The organism is Herminiimonas sp. CN (assembly GCF_000622895.1).
In the GTDB taxonomy this organism is placed as follows: Bacteria; Pseudomonadota; Gammaproteobacteria; order Burkholderiales; family Burkholderiaceae_D; genus AVCC01.
Genome location: NZ_AVCC01000005.1, coordinates 21,863 through 37,307, shown reverse-complemented (window position 1 = coordinate 37,307; position 15,445 = coordinate 21,863). Strand labels below are relative to the sequence as shown.

Below are 15,445 nucleotides of genomic sequence, written 5' to 3'. Positions count from 1 at the left end.
ATAACTGGAATTTCGATGAATAGTGCAAAAAAAATTTCCGAGCGCTTGATCAAGAAGTATCCGAATCGGCGTCTGTATGATACTCAAACCAGCTCGTATATAACGGTTACCGATGTCAAGCAGCTGGTCCTCGATAACGAGGATTTCATGGTGGTCGACGCCAAGACCAATGAAGACTTGACGCGCAGCATCCTGCTGCAAATCATTCTGGAAGAAGAAGCCAGCGGAGTGCCGATGTTTTCAAGCACCGCCTTGTCGCAGATCATTCGTTACTACGGACACGCGATGCAAGGCATGATGGGTTCCTATCTGGATAAGAATATTCAGGCTTTCATCGACATCCAGAACAAGCTGACTGAAAACTCGAAAGGCGCTTTCGATGGCAAACCCTTCAGCCCCGAAATGTGGACCCAGTTCATGAGCGTGCAGGGGCCGATGATGCAGGGCATGATGACCAACTATATTGAGCAGAGCAAGAACCTGTTCGTGCAGATGCAGGAGCAAATGCAGAGCAAGAGCGTCAACATGTTCACGGCTTTCCCTTTCGTCGCGCCTGAAAAGGACGACAAGCAGCAATGATCGGCGTCTGAGAAGCGCCTTCCTGCTGCAGTTTCGGCAAGCGTGGTATGAGGGGGTACAATAACGGATTCGTTTTGACCCCCTTTTCTATGTCCAACGCTTCCACAATCACGCCCAAAGTCGGTTTCGTCTCCCTTGGTTGCCCCAAGGCATTGGTCGATTCCGAACAAATCCTGACCCAGCTCCGCGCCGAAGGCTATGACACCGCCAAGTCCTATGAAGGCGCCGATCTGGTCATCGTCAATACCTGCGGCTTCATCGATGCGGCAGTAAAGGAATCGCTCGACGCCATTGGCGAAGCGCTGCATGAAAACGGCAAGGTCATCGTCACCGGCTGCCTCGGCGCCAAGAAGGATGCAGACGGCAACGACATCATCCAGTCGGTGCACCCGAAAGTGCTGGCCGTCACCGGGCCGCATGCGCTGGGCGAGGTGATGGATGCGGTGCATGTGCATCTGCCGAAACCGCACGCGCCGTTTTTCGATCTGGTGCCGGCGCAAGGCATCAAGCTGACGCCGAAACATTTTGCTTACCTGAAAATTTCCGAAGGCTGCAATCATCGCTGCAGCTTTTGCATCATCCCGTCGATGCGTGGCGACCTGGTATCGCGACCGGTGGCGGACATCATGCTGGAAGCGGAGAACCTGTTCAAGGCCGGTGTCAAGGAATTGCTGGTGATCTCGCAGGACACCAGCGCCTATGGCGTCGATGTCAAGTTTCGCACCGGTTTCTGGAACGGCAAGCCGATCAAGACCCACATGACGCAACTGGTGACCGCGCTGGGCGAACTGGCCGCCCAATACGGCGCTTGGGTGCGGTTGCATTATGTCTACCCGTATCCGCACGTCAACGACATCATTCCGCTGATGGCCGAGGGCAAGATATTGCCGTACCTGGACGTGCCGCTGCAACATGCGCATCCCGACGTGCTCAAGCGCATGAAGCGCCCGGCCAGCGGCGAAAAGAACATCGAGCGCATCCAGCAATGGCGCCAGATGTGCCCGGACCTGACGATACGCTCGACCTTCATCGCCGGTTTTCCCGGCGAAACCGACGCCGAGTTCGAATACCTGCTGGATTTCCTGAAGGAAGCGCAAATCGACCGCCTGGGCTGCTTTGCCTATTCCCCAGTGGCAGGCGCGACCGCCAACGAACTGGCCGACCCGGTGCCGGAAGAGTTGCGCGAAGAGCGCCGCGGCCGCGTCATGTTGTTGCAGGAAGAAATTTCCAAGAAGCGCTTGCAGGCCAAGGTCGGCAAGACCATGCGCGTATTGCTCGATGAAGTCAACCGCAATGGCGGCGTGGCGCGTTCCGCCGCCGATGCGCCCGAGATCGACGGCGTGGTGTATGTGAAGCCGCCGTATGAGCCGCACCGCAAACTGGTGGTCGGGGAATTCATCGATGTCACCATCACCGGCGCTGACGCGCATGACTTGTGGGCGGAGGCTTGAGCATGCGTAGCGCAAAGCTTGCCGCAAGCGTACTGACCTCAGGCCTGATACTGATGGCTCTGTCCGGCGCTGTTTTTGCCGCAGCGCAAACGATCGCGCCGGGGGTGCCGCCGCTACCGCCGCCACAGTTTTCTGCGAAATCGGCTACAAAGCCAGAGCAATCGGAATCCGCCGCTAAATTGTTCAGCCAGCCGGTCTTGCTGCGCGGCACGCTGGGTGCGCGCCAGATACAGATGCGGCTGCAGCCGCATCCTGAATTCGAAGGCAGCGTGCAGGGCGGGTATTTTGAATTCGGCCAATCGCAAAAAATTGCGCTGGCAGGCGAATACCAGGGCAATGAGCTGGCGATGGAGGAGTCGGTCAACGGCACCAACGTATCAGGTCAGTGGAACGGCAGCCTGATCGGCAACACCTACAGCGGCAACTGGTACGCGGAGGACGAATCCAATTCGATCCCGTTCGTGCTGACGGTGGTCGAGTCAGCCTCTGCCGGCAAGCGCTAAAGCATAAACGTGGTTGCCGGCGCAACGGCAACGCCAGAAAGGTCTATCGTGACACGCAAGAAATCGTTCCAGACCGCGCTCATTCACAGCGATTACCAGCCGCCCGAGGGCTTTGCCGCCCTGCCGGTGGCGCTGCATCCGGCGTCCACCGTCCTGTTTTCCAATATTGCCGCGATGCGTTCGCGCAATTGGCAGCACAAAGATGCGTACACCTACGGTTTGCACGGCACGCCGACCACCTTCACGCTGGAAGCGCGGCTGGCCGAAATCGAGGGCGGCCGGCATTGCCTGCTGGCGCCGAGCGGGCTGGCGGCGATCACGATGGTCTACTTCGCCTTCCTGAAGTCGGGCGACGATGTGCTGATTCCCGATAATGCGTACAATCCGAACCGCGACCTGGGCCAATGGCTGGCGCGGGATTTCGGCATCACCGCCCGGTTTTACGATCCGCTGATCGGCGCCGGCATCGCCGCCCTGATCCAGCCCAACACCCGCCTGATCTGGACCGAAACTCCGGGTTCGGTCTCGATGGAAATACCCGATATCCCGGCCATCTGCAAGGCGGCGCACGCGCGTGGCGTATTGGTTGCGCTGGACAACACCTGGTCGGCCGGGATTGCCTTCCGGGCCTTCGAGCACGGGGTCGACATCGTGGTGCAGGCGCTGACCAAGTACCAGTCCGGCGGCTCCGACGTCCTGATGGGCGCCGTCATCACCGGCGGCGAAGAGTTGAATCAGCGGTTGGGTATGGCGCACATGCGGCTCGGTTTCGGCGTCGGCGTGGATGACGCCTACCTGGTGCTGCGCAGTCTGCCGACCGTGCAGCTACGATTGAAGGCGCACGACGCCGGGGCGCGCGCGGTGGCGGCCTGGCTGCAGTCGCGTCCGGAGATCGCCACGGTGCTGCATCCGGCTTATCCGGACTGCCCCGGGCACGACATCTGGCAGCGCGACTTTCAGGGCGCCGGCGGCCTGTTTTCAGTGATATTCGACGCCTGCTACACGGAAGCGCAGACCGATGGCCTGGTCGATGCGCTGCAGCTGTTCAAGATCGGCTTCAGCTGGGGCGGCCCGAACAGCCTGTGCGTGCCGTACCGGATGCAGACCATGCGCGCCCACTGGCCGCACCGGGGGCAGTTGCTGCGCCTGAACATCGGGTTGGAAGATCCGCAAGACCTGATTGCCGACCTGGAGCAGGCGATGGGCCGCGCCTTGTCCTGATGCGGAATAATATACTGGTTATGGTATTTTTTTATACCGCATAAAAATAAAGCGGAGTATCAATGAAATTCATGCATACTCCGCGTTTTTATTGCGAGCTCCGGCTCCTTCGCTAGCTCAGGCCGGTATCGCCTTGTTGTCGTTCAAATCCAGAAAACCCTTGATCAGGCGGTAGGCTTTCCATATCCACACGATGCCGAGGATCGGAATCCCGATCACCATGCCGAAGAAGGTGAAGATGCAGATCCAGCCGATCGCGCTCCAGAACAGGAACCACCAGAACGAGCGGATTTGCCATGTGTGGTGGCTGTGGACGAAGGTGCCGGCGGCGTCATCGCGCTTGAGGTAATTGATGATCAGCGGGATGAAGGAGAACAAGCCCCACGAGAACACGAACCCGGCGGCATGGAACAGATACAGCCACCATGCCAAGTTCTTGGCCGACTCCAGTCTGGTATCGAAAACGATTTCTTGCGACATGCGGGCTCCCTTGGTGGTGAAACGCTGCGGGTCGGATGCGATTGCGATTTACTCGAACAATGACAAGATGCCATCGAGTCCGACAAAATTCAAGGCCACGTCGGCCTGCGCGCGCACGATCGGCTTGGCGCGGAAGGCGACCGACATGCCGGCGATGCCCATCATTTGCAGGTCGTTGGCGCCGTCGCCCATCACGATCGCTTCGGCCGGCGAGATGCCCAGCGCGGCGCAGGTGCGTTCCACCGTGGCTTTTTTCTCTTCTGCATCGACGATGCCGTTGACTACGCGGCCGGTCAGTTTGCCGTCGATGATTTCCAGCACGTTGGAATGGGTGACATCCAGCCCCAGACGGGTCTTCATGCGGTCGGTGAAGAAGGTGAAGCCGCCGGACACCAGCAGCGTCTTCAGGCCGGCGGCCTTGACTGCGGCCAGCATCGGCTCGGCGCCCATCGACAGTTGCAGCCGCTCGTCGTACACGCGCTGCAGCGCGCTGGCATCCAGCCCTTCCAGCAGCGCGACGCGGCGGGTCAGACTTTCGCGGAATTCGATTTCGCCGCGCATCGCGGCTTCGGTAATGGCTGCGACCTGCGGCTTCAGGCCCTGCATGTCGGCGATTTCGTCGATGCATTCGATCGTGATCAGGGTCGAATCCATGTCCATCGCTACCAGCTTGAAGTCGCTCAGGGCCAGATTCGGCGGTACGAAGGCCGCATCCAGCTCGGCATCGAGGCTCTCGGCTTCGATCCGCTCTTTCAGCTGGTCCGAATAGCTGATGTCTTCGCAGCGGTAGGCATTGCCGTGGATGGCGACGATGTTCTTGGCCTCTGCCATTGCGGCGATGCGTTCGATGGTGGCGCGGTCGGTGCTGGTGCCTTGCAGGATCAGATTCATGGTTGTTCTGGAAATAGTTTGAATGGTTTGGACGTCACGTTTAATGTCACTTCAGTTTTTTATTCTTTGCTTGCGGCGCTACTTGCGGTGCCTTCTCAGCCGCCTTCGGCATCCCCATCATCAGCAGCCGCAGCGTCGATTTCAACTGCGTCACGCGTGCATTCAGGTCGGGCATGCTGATGGTGATCTTCAGCTTGTCGGGTCCGCCCAGCCGGATATGGCGGTTGTTCTGGATCAGCTCGATGATGCGCATCGGGTCGATCGGCGGCTGCGGCATGAACTGTAGCAGCGCGGCGTCGTCGTGGGCGTCGATCTTCACGATGCCGACGCTCTTGGCCGCCACCCGCAGGCGGTGGGTTTCGACCAGCGCCTGGGCCGGATCGGGCAGCTTGCCGAAGCGGTCGATCATCTCTTCCTGCAATTCGTCGATCTTGCCCTGCGTGCCGCAGTTGGCCAGGCGCTTGTAGAGCGACAGGCGTTCATGCACATCGCCGCAGAAATCGTTCGGCAACAGCGCCGGGGTGTGCAGGTTGATCTCGGTGGTGCTGGAGAGCGGCGCGGCCAGATCCGGTTCCTGGCCGTTTTTCAGTGCGCGCACCGCTTCGCCCAGCATGTCGGAATACAGTTGGAAGCCGATTTCTATCATCTCGCCGGACTGGTTTTCGCCCAGCACTTCGCCGGCGCCGCGGATTTCCAGATCGTGCATCGCCAGGTAAAAGCCGCTGCCGAGTTCTTCCATCTGGACGATCGCATCGAGACGGCGCTGCGCCAGCTTGGTCAGGCCTTGCACGTCGTGCACCAGCAGGTACGCATAGGCCTGATGGTGCGAGCGGCCGACCCGGCCGCGCAACTGGTGCAGCTGCGCCAGGCCGAACTTGTCGGCGCGGTGCATGATGATGGTGTTGGCGGTCGGCACGTCGATGCCGGTTTCGATGATGGTGGTGCACAGCAGGATGTTGAAGCGCTGCGCGACGAAATCGCGCATCACTTTCTCCAGGTCGCGCTCGTGCATCTGGCCGTGGGCGATCGCGATCCGCGCTTCCGGCAGCAACGCCTCCAGCATCGCCTTGCGGTTCTGGATCGTCTCGACTTCGTTGTGCAGGAAATACACCTGGCCGCCGCGTTTCAGTTCGCGCAGGCAGGCTTCGCGCACCACCGATTCGTTCTCGCTGCGCACGAAAGTCTTGATCGCCAGCCGTTTCTGCGGCGCGGTGGCGATGATCGAGAAGTCGCGCAAGCCTTCCAGCGCCATGCCCAGCGTGCGCGGAATCGGCGTTGCAGTCAGCGTCAATACGTCGACCTCGGCGCGCAGCGCTTTCAGCGCCTCTTTCTGGCGCACGCCGAAACGGTGTTCCTCGTCGATGATGACCAGCCCCAGGCGCGAGAACTTGACGTCCTCCGACAGCAATTTATGGGTGCCGATCACGATATCGACGGTGCCATCGCTCATGCCCTTGATCGCCTGCGTGATTTCGCGGCCGGTGCGAAAGCGCGATAGCTCGGCGATGCGCACCGGCCAGTCGGCGAAGCGGTCGGCGAAGGTCTGCGCGTGCTGTTCGGCCAGCAGCGTGGTCGGCGCCAGGATCGCCACTTGCTTGCCGCCCATCACCGCGACAAAAGCCGCGCGCAGCGCGACCTCGGTCTTGCCGAAGCCGACATCGCCGCAGATCAGCCGGTCCATCGGCTTGCCGGAAGTCATGTCGCCGATCACCGCGTTGATCGCGGCAGCCTGATCGACCGTTTCCTCGAAGCCGAAACTATCGGCAAACGCCTCGTAGTCGTGCGCCGAATACTCGAACGCATGGCCCTGGCGCAACGCGCGGCGCGCATACAGGTTCAGCAGTTCGGCGGCGGTGTCGCGGATTTGCTGAGCGGCCTTCTTCTTGGCTTTTTCCCAATGGCCGGAGCCGAGCGCATGCAGCGGCGCATCTTCCGGCGAGGCGCCGGAATAGCGCGAAATCACGTGCAATTGCGACACCGGCACGTACAGCTTGGTGTCCTTCGCGTATTCCAGATGCAGGAATTCGGTCTCGCCTTCGCCCAGATCCATGCTGGTCAGGCCCATGTAGCGGCCGATGCCGTGGTTGATATGCACCACCGGATCGCCGATTTTCAGCTCCGACAGGTCGCGCACCATCGACTCGACCTGGGTTGCGCCTTCCTGCTTCTTCTTGCCGGCGCGGCGGCCGGAGCCGGCGTACAGCTCGGTTTCGGTGATGAAAATCAGGCTGCCGGCCGTCGCGCTCAGCTCGAAGCCGGCGTGCAGGGGTGCCACGCCCAGCATCAGCCTGGCGCTGCCGGTGGCGAAGTCGGCATAGCCGTCGCACACCGTCAGGTCCAGCGCGTATTCGTTGAAGTATTGCTGCAGCGTTTCGCGGCGGCCATTCGACTCGGCGCAGATAAGCGCGCGCTTGTCGCTTTGCAGCAGATACGCGCGCAGGTTCACCAGTGGGTCGTCGGCGCGGCGGTTGACCGCGATGTTTGGGATCGGCGCCGACAGTTCCGATGCCGCATTTTGACTATCCTCGCCTGGCGTGATCACCCATCGCGCATGCGGCTTGACCTGGGTGAAGAACTGTTCGTCGCTCAGGAACAGGGTGGCCGGCGCCAGCAAAGGCCGTTCGCGGTCGGATTTCAGGAATTTGTAGCGCGATTCGGTGTCGGTCCAGAAGCGCCGGATCGCGCCATCGATGTCGCCGATCAGCGCGAAGGTGGTGTCCGGCGGCAGATATTCGAACAGCGTTGCGCTGTCGTCGAAAAACAGCGGCAGGTAATACTCGATGCCGGCAGAGGCGATGCCGTTGCCGATGTCCTTGTAGATCGCCGACTTCGACGGATCGCCCTCGAACTGCTCGCGCCAGCGGTTGCGGAAGGCGCTGCGCGCCGCATCGTCCATCGGGAACTCGCGCCCCGGCAGCAGGCGCACTTCCTTGACCGGATACAGCGATCGTTGCGTGTCGGCATCGAAGGTGCGGATGGTCTCGATGGTGTCGCCGAACAAATCCAGCCGGTACGGCAGCGCCGAGCCCATCGGGAACAGGTCGATCAGGCCGCCGCGCACCGAATACTCGCCCGGGGACATCACCTGCGCCACATGGCTGTAGCCGGCCAGCGTCAGCTGCGACTTCAGGCGCGCTTCATCGAGCTTCTCGCCCTGCTTGAAAAAGAAGGTGTAGGCAGCCAGAAACGATGGCGGTGCCATCCGCAGCAGCGCGGTGGTGGCCGGCACGATCAGCACGTCGCACTGGCCGTTCTGGACTTCGTGCAGCGTCGCCAGCCGTTCCGACACCAGATCCTGATGCGGCGAAAACGCGTCGTAGGGCAGGGTTTCCCAGTCCGGCAGCAGGTGGCAGCGCAGCGCGCCGTTCCCGAGCGCGTCGCGCAGCGACTCTGGATGCTCCCCTCTACCGTTTCGGGAGAGGGGGGGAGGGGAAGCGCCGAACCACGGAATCTCGTCGCGCAGGCGCTGCGCATCGCTGGCGTTGGCGACCACGATGGCCAGCATGCGCTTCTGTGATTTCAGCGCGATCGCCGCTTGCGCCAGCGCAAATGCATCGGCCGAGCCGTGCAATGTCGGCAGCGCAGTGCGATGGCCGGGCTTGGGGAGAGATTGAATGAGGTCAAACATCATTACCCTCTGCAACCCTGTGTTTGCGCAACTTTCCATATTTTTTTGTAAAATTTACAGTAATAGATTAGTAATGCGATCTCACTTATTGTGTTGTCGAGCAGCACACAATCTGACGGCATCGTGGCAATTAAGTTTGCACGTCGCACACACCAAGTGCGCAAGTGCGGCGTCATTTTTTGGTCCTGCAAAACCGAGGATTGCGTCGCGGCTTATATCGTCTACGCGGTCTGCAAAATTCGTTAGCGTGTGGTTTATCTGGCTTAGCAATAAATACCGGCAGTTAGCTAGCTGGGGTGGGCATCACTAAAACTTAACGCATCCGCACTCAATTTTAGTTTTGCATAAATTCTATGATTCTTACCTGTCAAAATGAAGAAATTACAAGATATTCGGAAGGAAACAGTCCAGATGCCGCTTGCAGAGCGATTTTACGCGTTGGCCGAGATAGTTTTCCCAGCACAATTCATGAGTCTGCTTGCACGCTGGGGGATTTAATTAAAATTGGAATAAGATTTTCAACGACCCCTTCGATACTCAGTTTTGTTGTTTCCAGCGAATGGTCCGCCATTTGATACAGGCTGCGGCGGGAGTCCATGGCGCGGCGGATGGCGTCCACGGCTTCCTTGTAGAGGCTGGGGTGGGCGATACGTGCGTCGTTTTGCGACATGACGCGGCGGAAGTAGGTTTCGGTATCGGAATACAGCCATACGGTAAAAAACGCGCGCAGCAATAATTCATAGGTGGCCGGTTCGGTAACAATGCCGCCACCAGTTGCCAGCACCACGCGCGGATGTGCAGCGATAACGCGCTCCAGGCAGCGGCGTTCCAAATTTCGGTAACCAGATTGGCCATACAATAAAAAGATATCTTCCATCTTGATCCCTGCTTCCTGCTCGATTTCCCTGTTGAGTTCCACGAAAGGAACTTCCAGGCGCGCGGCAAGCAGCGATCCTACTGACGACTTGCCGGAGCCTCTCAGACCGATTAGCGCAATTCGGCTGCAATCCTCCTTGGGGGGTAAATCATACTGTTCAAACAGCTGTCGTCTGATCCTGATGAGCGTATCTGGCGGTTGGCGCTTGAGAAATTCGATGATCAGAGCGAGGTCGCCGCTGTGACTTTCCCGCGGGGAAATCAGGTTGGCTATAGGCTGATTAAGCGCATGAGCAAGTTTCCCCAGCACCAGCAGCGAGACATTGCCGTGTCCCCCTTCAATGCGCGCCAGATGTGGCAGAGAAACGCCGGAGTGTTGCGCCAGTTGCTTGCGTGTCATGCCGCGCTGGGAGCGCAGGAAGCGGATGCTCTGTGCCATGGACGCTTGCAGGGCAGCCGTGGCGTCATCGGTGATGCGCTCGGCTTCCGGCATGGTCAATAGTGTCGATGGCATGATTTAATAGATATTCAAAAAACCTTCCAGTTTATCAGATACGCTTTCAACCATACAATGTATGCAGAGAGCGCTACGCTCAACCTGCAGCAACAAGACATCCCCGGCAAGTGAGGTATTCGGTGCCGTGAAATGCGCTCGCTCTCCGATTTACCCTGTCGGCAGGCACTGCTTTTCAGTTTGGCGGTGGCAAGAAATTCATAGTGTGATTGCCCGGCGCTTCAAGTGCTCAGAGCCCAGCAAATCAGGTCATTGGGATATCCGCCGGGAGTGAAAAATAGCGACTCGTATGGCATCCAATTCAAGCTGCAATCTAGCCTGCGGATATCAGCTTGCCAGCATATCTTGGTGTTTTCCACCCAAGCCCAGGTAGCTTTCGATCACGCGAGGGTCGCTAGCCAATTTGTGTGCATGGCCTTGCATCGCAATTTCGCCTGTTTCAAGTACATAGGCGTAATCGGCGACCTGAAGCGCGGCGCGCGCGTTTTGTTCCACCAGCAGAATAGCAACGCCGCGTTGGCGTAACTCGGTAATGATACGAAAAATATCGCGCGTAATCAGTGGCGCAAGCCCAAGTGAAGGTTCGTCTAGCATTAAAAGTCTGGGTTTGGCCATAAGTGCGCGACCCACCGCCAGCATCTGACGCTCGCCGCCGGAAAGGGTGCCGGCCTGTTGGACCCGCCGCTCGTAGAGCCGTGGGAACATGTCAAAGACCTCTTTCATGGTGGCGGCCTGGTCGCGCTTGCCCATGCGATAGCGCTGGAAAGCGCCGAGCAGCAGGTTTTCTTCCACACTCATGCTGCCGAACAGTTCGCGCTGCTCGGGCACAAGGTTCATGCCGAGCGAGACCATGGTTTCTATTTCACGTTCTGGTTGCTGGCCAAAAAAAATCACGTCGCCAGTTGACGGCAGCATTCCGATAACGGCAGAGAGCAGGGTAGTCTTACCAGCACCGTTGGGACCGATCACGGTGACGATTTGACCTTCGCCAACGGTCAGGTTGATTTTGTGGATAGCTCCTACTTTTCCGTAAGAAACGCAGAGGTTTTTTACCTCGAGAATGGGTTTGTTGATCTGGTTGGACATTATTCAACGCCTCCTAGATAGGCTTCCAGTACGGCCGGGTTTTTCTGTACTTCTTCTGGTAAGCCTTCGGCTATTTTTTCTCCGAATTTCATCACCACCACGCGATCAACCAGACCCATCACGAAGTCCATGTCGTGCTCCACCAGCAGAATCGCTATGCCTTCGTCGGACAACTGGCGCAGCAGAGCGCCAAGCGCTTGTTTTTCCTTGAAACGCAGGCCGGCGGCAGGTTCGTCCAGCAGTAACAGGCAAGGTGTGGAACAGAGCGCGCGGGCGATCTCGATAATGCGTTGCTGTCCCAGAGCGAGCGAGCCAGCTGCGTCATGCATATGTGCGCTCAGGCCAACCCGCTCGATTTGCCGTGCGGCTTCGGCCAACAGACGTTCTTCCTCCGCGCGATCCAGCCGCCAGGCGGCTGGCACCACGCTGCGCGTGCCGCGCATGTGTGCGCCGATCGCCACATTTTCCAGCACGGACATTGCAGGCAGCAGCCGGACGTGCTGGAAGGTACGGCTCATGCCGAGATGGGCGATTTCGCGCGCCTGATGCCCGGCAACGGACTTGTCCCGGAACAGTACCTCGCCGGAAGTGGGCGTATCGACGCCGGAAATCTGGTTGAACATGGTGCTCTTGCCGGCCCCGTTGGGGCCGATCAGCGCTAGTATCTCTCCTGCTCGGACCTGCAGGCTCATGTTATTGTTGGCGACCAAACCGCCGAATTTGCGAGTGACGTTTCTTGCTTCGAGAATCATTTCTCCCTTTGTAGGCATCGGCTTGAGATCGAGCGGTTCAGCGGACCAGTTGATCTTCTTCTGTCGTTGCCGTGTTGGCATCAACCGCGTCACGATTGGCCATAGTCCGTCCGGGGTGCGCTGGAGTAGCAAGATCATTATCCCTCCGAAGATAATCATCTCGAAGTTGCCGGTCTGCCCCAGCAACTTGGGCAGCCAATCCTGCAGCCACTGCTTGAGAAGAGTAATAACCCCGGCTCCCATTAGAGCACCCCAGACATGACCGGCGCCACCGACAACTGCCATGAACAGGTATTCAATACCCACATGCAGGCTAAAGGGCGAGGGGTTCACGAAACGCTGCATGTGCGCATATAGCCAGCCCGAAGTACAGGCTTGCAGTGCGGCAATCACAAAAATGATCATGCGGGAGCGAGAGGTGTTCACGCCCATGGCCTCGGCCATGACGATGCCGCCCTTGAGCGCTCGTATTGCGCGACCTTCACGGGAATCCAGCAGGTTGCGTGTGGTCAGCACGGATACCAACAGCATGCCCCAGACCAGGTAGAAGAAGCTGCGTCCGTTGTCCAGCTTCCAGCCCAAAACCTCTACGGCGGGGATGCCGCTGAGGCCAGTGTGTCCGCCTAGAAACTCCATATTTCCCAGCAGATAGTACAGGCTGGTGCCCCAGGCGATGGTGCCAAGTGGCAGGTAATGTCCGGACAGGCGCAGCGTGAGCGAACCTAGAATGATCGCCACGATGGTCGTGAATATCAACCCGGCAAGTAGGGCTAGCCATGGGCTTTGTCCAAAAAAAGCCAACAGGGTGGGCAAGCCTTGCGTGGTGGCGAGCCAGGCCGTGGTGTAAGCCCCCAGCCCTACGAAGGCAGCCTGGCCGAACGAGGTCAATCCGCCGATGCCGGTAAGCAATACCAGTCCGAGTGCTACCAGCGCATAGATCCCGATGAAATTCAGCGTAGTGACGTAAAACTCTGGCAGCGCCAGCGGAGCAATGCCCAGTATCAGCAGAAATGCGACGAGCCAAAACTGCGGCCTGATCCCGGGCGCGATGCTTGTTTGGTCGATTTTCACTTGGTTCATCACTCGTCCTCCTCGACATGATGCGTGGTGAACGATCGCCTTAGAAGCACCGGAATGATGAGCGTAAACACGACCACTTCCTTGAATGCGCTGGCCCAGAATGATGAGAAAGACTCGAGCAGGCCCACCAACAGGGCGCCTCCGGCAGCTAGCGGGTAACTGGCAAGGCCTCCGACGATGGCGCCGATGAAACCCTTCAGTCCAATAAGAAATCCGGTGTCGTAGTAGATGGTGGTAATGGGCGCGATGAGAACGCCGGAGAAGACGCCGATCAAGGCGGCGAGAAAAAAAGTGAGCTTGCCCGCCAGGGTGGTTGGAATTCCCATCAGACGTGCTCCGACCCGGTTGACTGCCGTGGCACGCAAGGCTTTGCCATAAATGGTCCCTTCAAAGAAGAAGTACAACGCAACGATGAGCGCAAGCGAACTGGCGATGACCCAGACTGATTGCGCACTGGCAGAAAATCCAGCGAGTGTAAGGTTGCCATCCATGAAAGGCGGTGTGCGTGAACCTTCCGCGCCAAAGAACAGCAGACCAAGTCCGGTCAGCACCAGATGGACCGCTACGGAAACAATCAGCAGCACTAGCACCGAAGCATCGGCCAGTGGTTGGTAGGCGATACGGTAAATCATGGGGCCGAGCGGCACCACGAGTGCCAGTGTCAGCAGTATCTGTACTGCCATCGGTAGCTTGTCGGCGGATGTTAGTGCCAGCAATCCGGCAATCAGTGCCGGATAGCCGACATTCCAGATCAGTGTACCGGGGATTTTTTTCGTTTTGCCATGCTGCACGGCACTTACTACATTGATGGCTGCAGCAAGTGCGCCTGCCCCCATCAGCAGCCACAGAGTGCCTGGTGTCTTGCCAGTTTGCAGGCTAGAAAGTGTCAGCGCTCCGAACGCAAGATATTCACCCTGAGGAATGAAAATTACCCGCGTAACGGCAAATACCAGTACCAAAGCCAAGGCTAGAAGAACGTAAATTGCCCCGCTGGTCACGCCGTCCTGGATCAGAAGTATTGCAATGTCGAAATTCAAGAAATGTCTCCTTTATTTATCATCCATCGATCATGTCGATGGCATTATTTTTTTGCTACTTGGAACGTATCATAAAAGATATATTACGATACTTAAATATTTTATAGTATATTTATTCGGTGATTTGTAAAAATTGCAAATCAGCGTGCAAATGACCATTAGAGTTTTCCGCGCAGGCCATCCCTACAATTGGAGAAGACATGAAACTGAAATCCTTGGCTGTTGCTTTGTCCGTCCTTGGCTGCACCGCAGCGCATGCCGATATCAACATTGGCATCAGCGTCTCGGCGACCGGTCCGGCCGCCTCACTCGGCATTTCCCAAAAAAATACCGTGGCTCTGCTGCCACCCTCGATCGGCGGGGAAAAGGTGAATTACATTGTTCTGGACGATGCCTCTGATCCGACACAGGCTTCGAAAAATGCCCGCAAGCTGATTTCGGAAGAAAAAGTCGATGTCATTATTGGTTCTTCCACCGTGCCTGCCAGCGCGGCGATTGCCGAAGTGGCCAATGAAACGAAGACGCCGCAGGTGAGTAACGGTCCGGTCGATCTGACCAAGGAGAAAAATGCCTGGGTGTTCCGCTCGCCGCAGCACAACCTCATCATGGCCGGCGCGCTTGTCGGACACATGAAGGAAACCAAGGTCAAGTCGGTCGCATTCATTGGTTACAGCGATGCGTTTGGCGAAGGCTGGTTAAAAGAAATCAAACCGCTGCTGGAGGCAGCCGGGATTCAAATGTCGGTGGTGGAGCGCTATAACCGCACAGATACCTCGGTCAGCGGGCAAGTCCTGAAAATTGTTGCCGCCAAGCCGGATGCTGTACTGATTGTCGGTTCAGGTACGCCGGCAGCGCTCCCCCACATCACGTTGGCAGAACGCGGCTACAAGGGCCAGATTTACCAGACGCATGGCGCAGCTAACAAGGAGTTTCTGAAGGTGGGCGGCAAGGCGCTCGAAGGCGGTATTTTGCCGGTCGGGCCGGTCGTGGTCGCAGCCCAGTTGCCGGACAACCATCCGTCCAAAAAAATCGGACTGAACTACGTCAAACGTTATGAGGACAAATACGGGGCAGGCAGCGTCTCGTCCTTTGGCGCGCATCTGGCCGATGCGTTCACTCTGGTCGAGTGGGCGGTCCCCGCTGCGCTCAAGAAAGCCAAGCCTGGTACACCGGAGTTCCGCCAGGCGCTGCGTGATGCGATGGAGACGGCGCGGGACGTGGTGGCGACCCACGGCGTCTATACCATGAATCCGACCGATCATTTTGGATTGGATGCCAGAGCGCGGGTGCTGGTTCGGGTTGAAAACGGCGCCTTCAAGCTGCTATCCGGCAAGTAAGAAAGGGCAG

Annotated in this window: 12 protein-coding genes; 5 read left to right on the top strand and 7 right to left on the bottom strand. The window is 58.3% G+C overall.

What is annotated here, in order from left to right; all coding sequences use genetic code 11:
• The first annotated feature begins 15 nt into the window (after window positions 1–15).
• The 4 genes from phaR (at window position 16) to HMCN_RS0102385 (ending at window position 3,754) form a co-directional block, all read left to right on the top strand.
• On the top strand, window positions 16–579 hold the full coding sequence (gene phaR / locus HMCN_RS0102400; RefSeq protein WP_025915872.1) for a polyhydroxyalkanoate synthesis repressor PhaR: 564 nt from the start codon (window positions 16–18) through the stop codon (window positions 577–579).
• 89 nt (window positions 580–668) lie between these two features.
• Window positions 669–2,030, top strand: coding sequence for a 30S ribosomal protein S12 methylthiotransferase RimO (gene rimO / locus HMCN_RS0102395; protein ID WP_025915871.1), 1,362 nt, complete (start codon window positions 669–671; stop codon window positions 2,028–2,030).
• 2 nt (window positions 2,031–2,032) lie between these two features.
• Window positions 2,033–2,533: a hypothetical protein gene (locus HMCN_RS18170; protein ID WP_025915870.1), complete on the top strand. Its 501-nt coding sequence runs from the start codon at window positions 2,033–2,035 to the stop codon at window positions 2,531–2,533.
• A gap of 48 nt (window positions 2,534–2,581) precedes the next feature.
• The gene (locus HMCN_RS0102385; protein ID WP_025915869.1) at window positions 2,582–3,754 is read left to right on the top strand and encodes a cystathionine beta-lyase; all 1,173 of its coding nucleotides are present in this window, start codon (window positions 2,582–2,584) and stop codon (window positions 3,752–3,754) included.
• A 117-nt stretch (window positions 3,755–3,871) separates the two neighbouring features.
• On the opposite strand, the gene HMCN_RS0102380 is transcribed toward HMCN_RS0102385, so the two are convergent.
• From HMCN_RS0102380 to HMCN_RS0102350, 7 genes are all read right to left on the bottom strand, one after another.
• Window positions 3,872–4,234, bottom strand: a complete 363-nt coding sequence (locus HMCN_RS0102380; RefSeq protein WP_025915868.1) for a DUF4870 domain-containing protein — start codon at window positions 4,232–4,234, stop codon at window positions 3,872–3,874.
• Window positions 4,235–4,282: 48 nt separating this feature from the next.
• The gene (gene serB, locus HMCN_RS0102375) at window positions 4,283–5,125 is read right to left on the bottom strand and encodes a phosphoserine phosphatase SerB (RefSeq protein ID WP_025915867.1); all 843 of its coding nucleotides are present in this window, start codon (window positions 5,123–5,125) and stop codon (window positions 4,283–4,285) included.
• Window positions 5,126–5,171: 46 nt separating this feature from the next.
• Window positions 5,172–8,756, bottom strand: coding sequence for a transcription-repair coupling factor (mfd, locus tag HMCN_RS0102370; RefSeq protein ID WP_025915866.1), 3,585 nt, complete (start codon window positions 8,754–8,756; stop codon window positions 5,172–5,174).
• Between the two features lie 463 nt (window positions 8,757–9,219).
• Window positions 9,220–10,122 (bottom strand): helix-turn-helix transcriptional regulator, encoded by a 903-nt coding sequence (locus tag HMCN_RS0102365; RefSeq protein ID WP_025915865.1) that lies wholly within the window; start codon window positions 10,120–10,122, stop codon window positions 9,220–9,222.
• 348 nt (window positions 10,123–10,470) lie between these two features.
• Entirely contained in the window at window positions 10,471–11,217 is a 747-nt protein-coding gene (locus HMCN_RS0102360) for an ABC transporter ATP-binding protein (protein WP_202962638.1), read from the bottom strand.
• 11 nt (window positions 11,218–11,228) lie between these two features.
• Window positions 11,229–13,061: an ATP-binding cassette domain-containing protein gene (locus tag HMCN_RS0102355; protein ID WP_025915863.1), complete on the bottom strand. Its 1,833-nt coding sequence runs from the start codon at window positions 13,059–13,061 to the stop codon at window positions 11,229–11,231.
• Window positions 13,061–14,098: a branched-chain amino acid ABC transporter permease gene (locus HMCN_RS0102350; protein WP_025915862.1), complete on the bottom strand. Its 1,038-nt coding sequence runs from the start codon at window positions 14,096–14,098 to the stop codon at window positions 13,061–13,063. The genes HMCN_RS0102355 and HMCN_RS0102350 overlap by 1 nt, the downstream gene beginning before the upstream one ends.
• A gap of 200 nt (window positions 14,099–14,298) precedes the next feature.
• Here HMCN_RS0102350 and HMCN_RS0102345 point away from each other — a divergent pair, with 200 nt between their 5' ends.
• The gene (locus HMCN_RS0102345) at window positions 14,299–15,435 is read left to right on the top strand and encodes an ABC transporter substrate-binding protein (RefSeq protein ID WP_025915861.1); all 1,137 of its coding nucleotides are present in this window, start codon (window positions 14,299–14,301) and stop codon (window positions 15,433–15,435) included.
• Window positions 15,436–15,445 lie beyond the last annotated feature (10 nt).